Below are 6,071 nucleotides of genomic sequence, written 5' to 3'. Positions count from 1 at the left end.
CCTCGTACTGGATGTACTTGGGTCTGTGCCCGGTGCGGCGAGAGGGCGTGCCGGGCGTCGCGACGGGGCGAACGTTGCCTGTCGGGGCACTAGTCCTCGTGCCCCAGCTGGAGATCCCGTTCCGTGCGGCCGCCGCCCGCGACCTGGAGCACGGTGGCGACGGGCGGGTAGCCGGCCGCGATGACGGTGTACTCGCCGGAGGACAGGTCGACGAACCGGAAGGTGCCGTCGGGTCCGGTGGTGAGGGTGTCGACCACGTTGCCCGCGGCGTCGAGCAGGGTCACGCGCGCGTCCTGCACGGGCCGTCCGCCGCTCGCCCGGACCGTGCCGCGCAGCATCGCGCCGCCCGCCAGTTCGATGTCCTGGCGGGTCTCGCGGGCGGCCTGGACCGTGACCGGGAGCGCGGCGGGCCGGAAGGCGGGCGCGCTCGCGGCGAGGGTGTACTCCCCGGCGACGAGTTCGGTGATGACGTAGCCGCCCTCGCGTCCGCTGCGGGTGCTCGCGACGACCTCGCCGTGCACGTTGGTGAGGGTGACGGTCGCGTCCCGGACGGGGGTTCCGTCGGCGTTGACCACGCCGCCCGCGAGGCGACCGGCGCCGCCGAGGACGACGTCGAGTTCGACCGGGCGTTCGCCGACGGTCACCGAGACGGCCTGCGGCTGGTGCCCGCCGGCCGCGGCGATCAGCACGTACGACCCCGCCCCGGGCGTCGACAGCGCGTAGCGCCCGTCCTGGCCGCTGGCGCCCCGGCCGATCTGCGCCCCGGCCACGTCGATGAGGGTGAGGGCGGCGCGGGGCACGACCGTGCCGTCGGGGTGCTGCACGGTCCCGCAGACCGGGATTCCGGCGGAGTGGGACGAACGCGCCTGCGGAATCACGGAGTCGGCCTGGCCCCGGTCGGCGGTGGGGGGTGCTTGGTAGGACGCTGCGCTGTTCACCAGGGGGGTCTCCTTGAGGAAGAAGGCGATGAGCAGACCGAGCACGAGCACCGGCACGAGGTAGAGGAAGATCCTCGGCATGGCGTCGGCGTAGGCCTGGATGTAGGCGTCGCGCTGGGCCGGGGGCAGTGCGTGGACGAGCTGCGGGGTGAGGGACTCGGGGTCCGGGAGCCCGGCTCCGGCGCGGACCGGGAGGCGGTCGGCGAGGGCGTCGGCGAGCCGGTCGGCGAAGAGGGTGCCGAAGACGGCGGCGCCGGCCGAACCGCCGATCTGCCGGAAGTAGTTGTTGGCGCTGGTGGCGGTGCCGAGGTCGGCGGGCCGCACGGAGTTCTGCACCGCGAGGATCAGTACCGGCAGCACCAGGCCGATGCCCGTGCCGAGGACGGCCATCCAGAGGCTGTAGTGCAGCCGGGGCGTGTCCGCTTCCAGGCGGGAGAGCAGCCACATGCCGAGGGCGGACAGGGCGCTGCCGAGGACGGGGTAGAGGCGGTAGCGGCCGGTGTGGCTGATGAGCTGTCCGCAGACGATGGAGGCGCAGACGATGCCGCCCATCATGGGCAGCATCAGCAGCCCGGACTCGGTGGCGCTGGCGCCGTCGACCATCTGCAGGAAGGTCGGCAGATAGCTGGCGGCGCCGAACAGCGCGACCCCGACGACGAGTCCCACGAGCCCGGTGACGTTGAAGACGGAGTCGCGGAACAGCCGCAGCGGGATCAGGGGTTCGGCGGCGAGGTGCTCGGCGGCCAGGAACAGGACGATGGCGGCGAGGGCCCCGGCGCCGAGGCCGAGAATGACGCGGGAGCCCCACGCGTACTCGGTGCCGCCCCAACTGGTCAGCAGCACAAGGCAGGTGGAGGCGGCGGCGAGCAACAGGGCGCCCGGCACGTCGAATCGGGGCCGGGCGGTGGGCCTGGGCAGCTTCAGCACCGCGGTCACGACGGCCAAGGTGACGAGCCCGAAGGGCACGTTGATGTAGAAGCACCAGCGCCAGGAGAGATGGTCGGTGAAGTAGCCGCCGAGGAGGGGTCCGGCCACGGAGGCGAGTCCGAAGGCGGCGCCGATCAGGCCCATGAACCGGCCGCGCTGCCGGGGCGGCACGATGTCCGCGATGATCGCCTGGACGCCGATCATGAGTCCGCCGGCGCCGGCGCCCTGCACCGCGCGGAAGGCGATGAGCTGGTCCATGGTCCCGGCGCGCCCGGCCAGCGCGGAGCCGACGACGAAGACGACGATGGCGAACTGGAAGACGCCCTTGCGGCCGAGGAGGTCGCCGAGCTTGCCGTAGACCGGGAGTCCGACGGTGGCGGTGAGCAGATAGGCGGTGATCGCCCAGGACATCTTGTCCAGGCCGTGCAGTTCGCCGACGATCCTCGGCAGGGCCGTGGCGACGATCATCTGCTCCAGGGCGGCGAGCAGCAGCGCCAGCATCAGCCCGAGGAACACCCACCGCACCCGGCGCGGGCTCAGTCGTGCGGGCTGGCCCGGCAGCGGGACGGGGAATTCGTCGGCCTCGTCCGCCGCCGCATCGGTCTCCGTCCGCTCCAGAGTGATCCGGCCCATGCCGGCGCTCCCCTCGTCACACCTGCCTCACAGTTACCGCGCAGAGCGACAACTACGAGCAAGTGCGACGAGTTACGGCGCCGACCCGGTCGGGATCCGATTCCACCCGAACCGGTGAAGGGGCTCAACGCTCCCGGGCCGGCGGTGATTTGGGGGCCGGACCCGGCGACGCCGACACGATCGGAGCAGCGGGCCTCAGGCGGTCTCGACCTCGGCGGCGAGCTTGGCGAGGACCGCTTCGTAGATGCGGCCGAGACCCTTGGGGGCGAAGGTCTTCTCGAAGAAGCCGCCGATGCCGCCGGCGCCGTTCCAGGTGGTGGTGACGACCACGCGGGACTTGCCCTCGCCGGCCGGGGTGACGCGCCAGACGGTGACCATGGAGGAGTTGCGGTCCTTCTCGACCAGCTCGCCGTCGGTGGGCTCGGTGACCTCCAGCAGGCAGTCGCGCACCCGCTTGCTGGTGGCCTGGAGCTTCCAGTGGACGAGGGTGCCCTCGCCGTCGCCGCCCTCGCGCACCTCGTACTCGCTGAAGTGCTCGGGCAGGAGCTTCGCGCGGCTGCCGCTGTAGTCGGCGATGGTGTCGAACACCTTCTCCGGGTCCGCCGCGACGACCCGTGCCGTAGTGGCCTCGACCTGCGCCATTGCTTCCTCCATGACCTGATTGCTCGGGGTTGGGGCAAGCCAACCACCCCGCCGCCCGGCCGCCCAAATCGAGGTCGCACGATCATGGGAACATGTGTTCTATTCTTGGGGTCAGTGCAGGGTCAGTGCTACCGAGGAGGCCTCATGCGCTGGGAGAACCTCACCGAGTCCGCCGAACACAGCCGGGCCGACGCCACCCTGTTCGGCGCCGACGCGGTGGTCAGCCGGACCTTCGACACGCCGGAGTTCCGCGGCATCACCTTCCACGAGATCCGGGCTCGATCGATCCTCAACCGGGTCCCGGGCGCCTCCCGCATGCCCTTCGAGTGGACCGTGAACCCGTACCGGGGTTGTTCGCACGCTTGCGTCTACTGCTTCGCCAGGAAGACGCACAGCTATCTCGACCTCGACACGGGCATCGGCTTCGACACCCAGATCGTGGTGAAGGTGAACGCGCCCGAACTGCTGCGCCGCCAGCTCGGCTCCCGGCGCTGGCAGGGCGAGCACGTGGCGATGGGCACCAACGTCGACTGCTACCAGCGCGCCGAGGGCCGCTACCGGCTGATGCCGGGCATCATCGCCGCGCTGCGCGACCACGCGAACCCGTTCTCCGTCCTGACCAAGGGCACCCTGATCCTGCGCGACCTCGATCTGCTGAAGCAGGCGGCCGAGGTCACCGACGTCGGCATCTCGGTCTCGGTCGGCTTCACCGACCACGAGCTGTGGCGCACGGTCGAGCCGGGCACCCCGCCGCCCGAGCGCCGGCTGGACGTGGTGCGCACCCTCACCGAGCACGGCATCGGCTGCGGGGTGCTGATGGCCCCGGTGATCCCGTTCCTCGGCGACCATCCGGCCCAACTGCGCTCCACCGTAAGGGCGATCGCCGCCTCCGGCGCCACCTCGGTGACCCCGCTGGTGCTGCATCTGCGCCCCGGCGCCCGCGAGTGGTTCATGAGCTGGCTCGGCCGGCACCACCCCCACCTGGTGCGCCGCTACGAGCGGCTGTACGCCGAGGGCGCCTACGCGCCCAAGTGGTACCAGCGCCGGATCACCGGCCAGGTGCACGAACTGGCCCGGGAGTACGGCATCGGACCCGCGCGCCCCGGCATGCCGCGCCGCACGCGTGAGCCCGAGCCGGTCCCCGGGCCGCAGCCGGGAGCGACCCAGCTCACGCTGATGTGAGAGGCAACCGAGCGCACCTGACGACCCAATCGGGTCAAGTACGTCCAGAACACGTTCTTCCGGGCATGGATTCCGGGACGATGCCGCGAGGACCGTGACCCCGCGGTCCGGCTCCGCTCCGCCCTGGAAGGACTCCATGAAGAAACGCGCAGCCGTGCTGTGCGGTGCCGCCGCCGTCCTGGCCGGGTCGTTCACCGCCGTGCCCGCCGAGGCCACCGGTCCGGGTGCCGCCGCCCCGGAACTCGCCTGGAAGAAGTGCGGCACCTCCGACTACCCGAGGCTCCAGTGCGCGTCCCTGGACGTGCCCCTGGACCACGCGAACCCGCAGGGGCGGCAGATCACGCTCGCGCTGACCCGCGTCCCGCACACCGCGCAGGAGTCCCAGGGACCCCTGCTGGTCAACCCCGGCGGCCCCGGCGGCAGCGGGCGCACCCTCGCCGGGTTCGTCGCGGCCTCGCTGCCCCGGTCGGTGGCCTCCCAGTACGACGTGATCGGCTTCGACCCGCGCGGCGTCGGCAAGAGCAAGCCCGCGCTGAACTGCCTGTCCGGCCACTTCAACGCCCCGCGCCCCGACTCGTTGCCCGCCGACACCGCGACCGAGGACGCCAACCTGGCCCGCGCCAAGGCCTTCGCCGACGCCTGCGCCGAGAAGCACGCGGACGTGCTGCCGTACATCAACACGACCGCCGTCGTGGAGGACATGGACCTCATCCGGCAGGCGCTGGGCGCGGAGCGGCTGAACTACTTCGGCTACTCGTACGGCACCTACCTCGGCGCGGTCTACGGCAAGCTCCACCCGGACCGGGTGCGCCGCTTCGTGCTGGACTCCGTCGTCGACCCCACCGGCGTCTGGTACGAGGCCAACCTCGCGCAGGACCTCGCCTTCAACGACCGCCACCGCGCGTTCCTGGCCTGGGTGGCCCGGCACGACAGCGCCTACGGGCTGGGCACCGACCCGGCCGAGGTCGAGTCGCGCTGGTACGCGATGCGCGCCGCGCTGGTGCGGGAGCCCGCGGGGGAGAAGGTGGGCCCGGCCGAGCTGGAGGACACCTTCATGCCCGGTGGCTACTACGACGGCTACTGGCCGTACCTCGCCGAGGCGTTCGCCGCGTACGTCAACGACAAGGACCCCGTCGCGCTGGTCGAGGCGTACGACACCTTCGCCGCGCTCGACGCGTCCGGCGAGAACGGCTACAGCGTCTACACCGCGGTGCAGTGCCGGGACGCCTCCTGGCCGCGCGGCTGGCCGGCCTGGCGCGCGGACAACTGGGCGGTGTACGACAAGGCGCCGTTCATGACCTGGAACAACGCCTGGTACAACGCGCCGTGCGCGTTCTGGCCGGTCCCGCCGATGCGGCCCGAGGACGTCGCCAACAGCGGGCTGCCGCCGGTGCTGCTGTTCCAGGCGACCGACGACGCCGCCACCCCGTACCGGGGCGGGGCCATGATGCACACCCTGCTGCGCGGCTCCAGCCTGGTGGTCGAGGACGGCGGCGGGAACCACGGCGTCACCCTGAGCGGCAACTCCTGCCTGGACAAGCACCTGGCCGCCTATCTCGCGGACGGCACGGTGCCGCGCGGCGACGCGGGCGGTGAGGCGGACGCGGTGTGCGCGGCCCAGCCCGAGCCCAAGCCGCTGGGCGCCAAGTCCGGCTCCTCGCGGGGCTCGACGCTGCACGGGCTGCTGGGCTTCCGCGGCTGACCCGTTATCCGGGGGCGGGTGACCTCCCACCTGTGATCCCATGGCCG

4 protein-coding genes are annotated in these 6,071 nt (G+C 72.1%); 2 read left to right on the top strand and 2 right to left on the bottom strand.

Annotation, left to right across the window (positions count from 1 at the left end; all coding sequences use genetic code 11):
• Positions 1–89 precede the first annotated feature (89 nt).
• Both ABZZ79_RS09690 and ABZZ79_RS09685 read right to left on the bottom strand, forming a co-directional pair.
• Complete coding sequence (locus ABZZ79_RS09690; RefSeq protein WP_356688260.1) at positions 90–2,498, bottom strand: MFS transporter; 2,409 nt, start codon at positions 2,496–2,498, stop codon at positions 90–92.
• 195 nt (positions 2,499–2,693) lie between these two features.
• Entirely contained in the window at positions 2,694–3,140 is a 447-nt protein-coding gene (locus ABZZ79_RS09685; protein ID WP_356688258.1) for an SRPBCC family protein, read from the bottom strand.
• Positions 3,141–3,284: 144 nt separating this feature from the next.
• Here ABZZ79_RS09685 and ABZZ79_RS09680 point away from each other — a divergent pair, with 144 nt between their 5' ends.
• Together ABZZ79_RS09680 and ABZZ79_RS09675 are read left to right on the top strand one after the other, a co-directional pair.
• On the top strand, positions 3,285–4,322 hold the full coding sequence (locus tag ABZZ79_RS09680; protein ID WP_356688256.1) for an Rv2578c family radical SAM protein: 1,038 nt from the start codon (positions 3,285–3,287) through the stop codon (positions 4,320–4,322).
• Positions 4,323–4,458: 136 nt separating this feature from the next.
• Positions 4,459–6,024: an alpha/beta hydrolase gene (locus ABZZ79_RS09675; protein ID WP_356688254.1), complete on the top strand. Its 1,566-nt coding sequence runs from the start codon at positions 4,459–4,461 to the stop codon at positions 6,022–6,024.
• Positions 6,025–6,071: the final 47 nt, after the last annotated feature.

It is taken from the genome of Streptomyces sp. NPDC006458 (assembly GCF_040612135.1).
GTDB lineage: Bacteria > Actinomycetota > Actinomycetes > Streptomycetales > Streptomycetaceae > Streptomyces.
This window is presented reverse-complemented; position numbering and strand designations above follow the sequence as displayed.

What these genes read in the sequence shown, in the direction of transcription:
- ABZZ79_RS09685 (WP_356688258.1), bottom strand. Translation starts at nt 3,140, where the DNA reads ATGGCGCAGGTCGAGGCCACTACGGCACGGGTCGTCGCGGCGGACCCG.
- ABZZ79_RS09680 (WP_356688256.1), top strand. Translation starts at nt 3,285, where the DNA reads ATGCGCTGGGAGAACCTCACCGAGTCCGCCGAACACAGCCGGGCCGAC.
- ABZZ79_RS09690 (WP_356688260.1), bottom strand. Translation starts at nt 2,498, where the DNA reads ATGGGCCGGATCACTCTGGAGCGGACGGAGACCGATGCGGCGGCGGAC.
- ABZZ79_RS09675 (WP_356688254.1), top strand. Translation starts at nt 4,459, where the DNA reads ATGAAGAAACGCGCAGCCGTGCTGTGCGGTGCCGCCGCCGTCCTGGCC.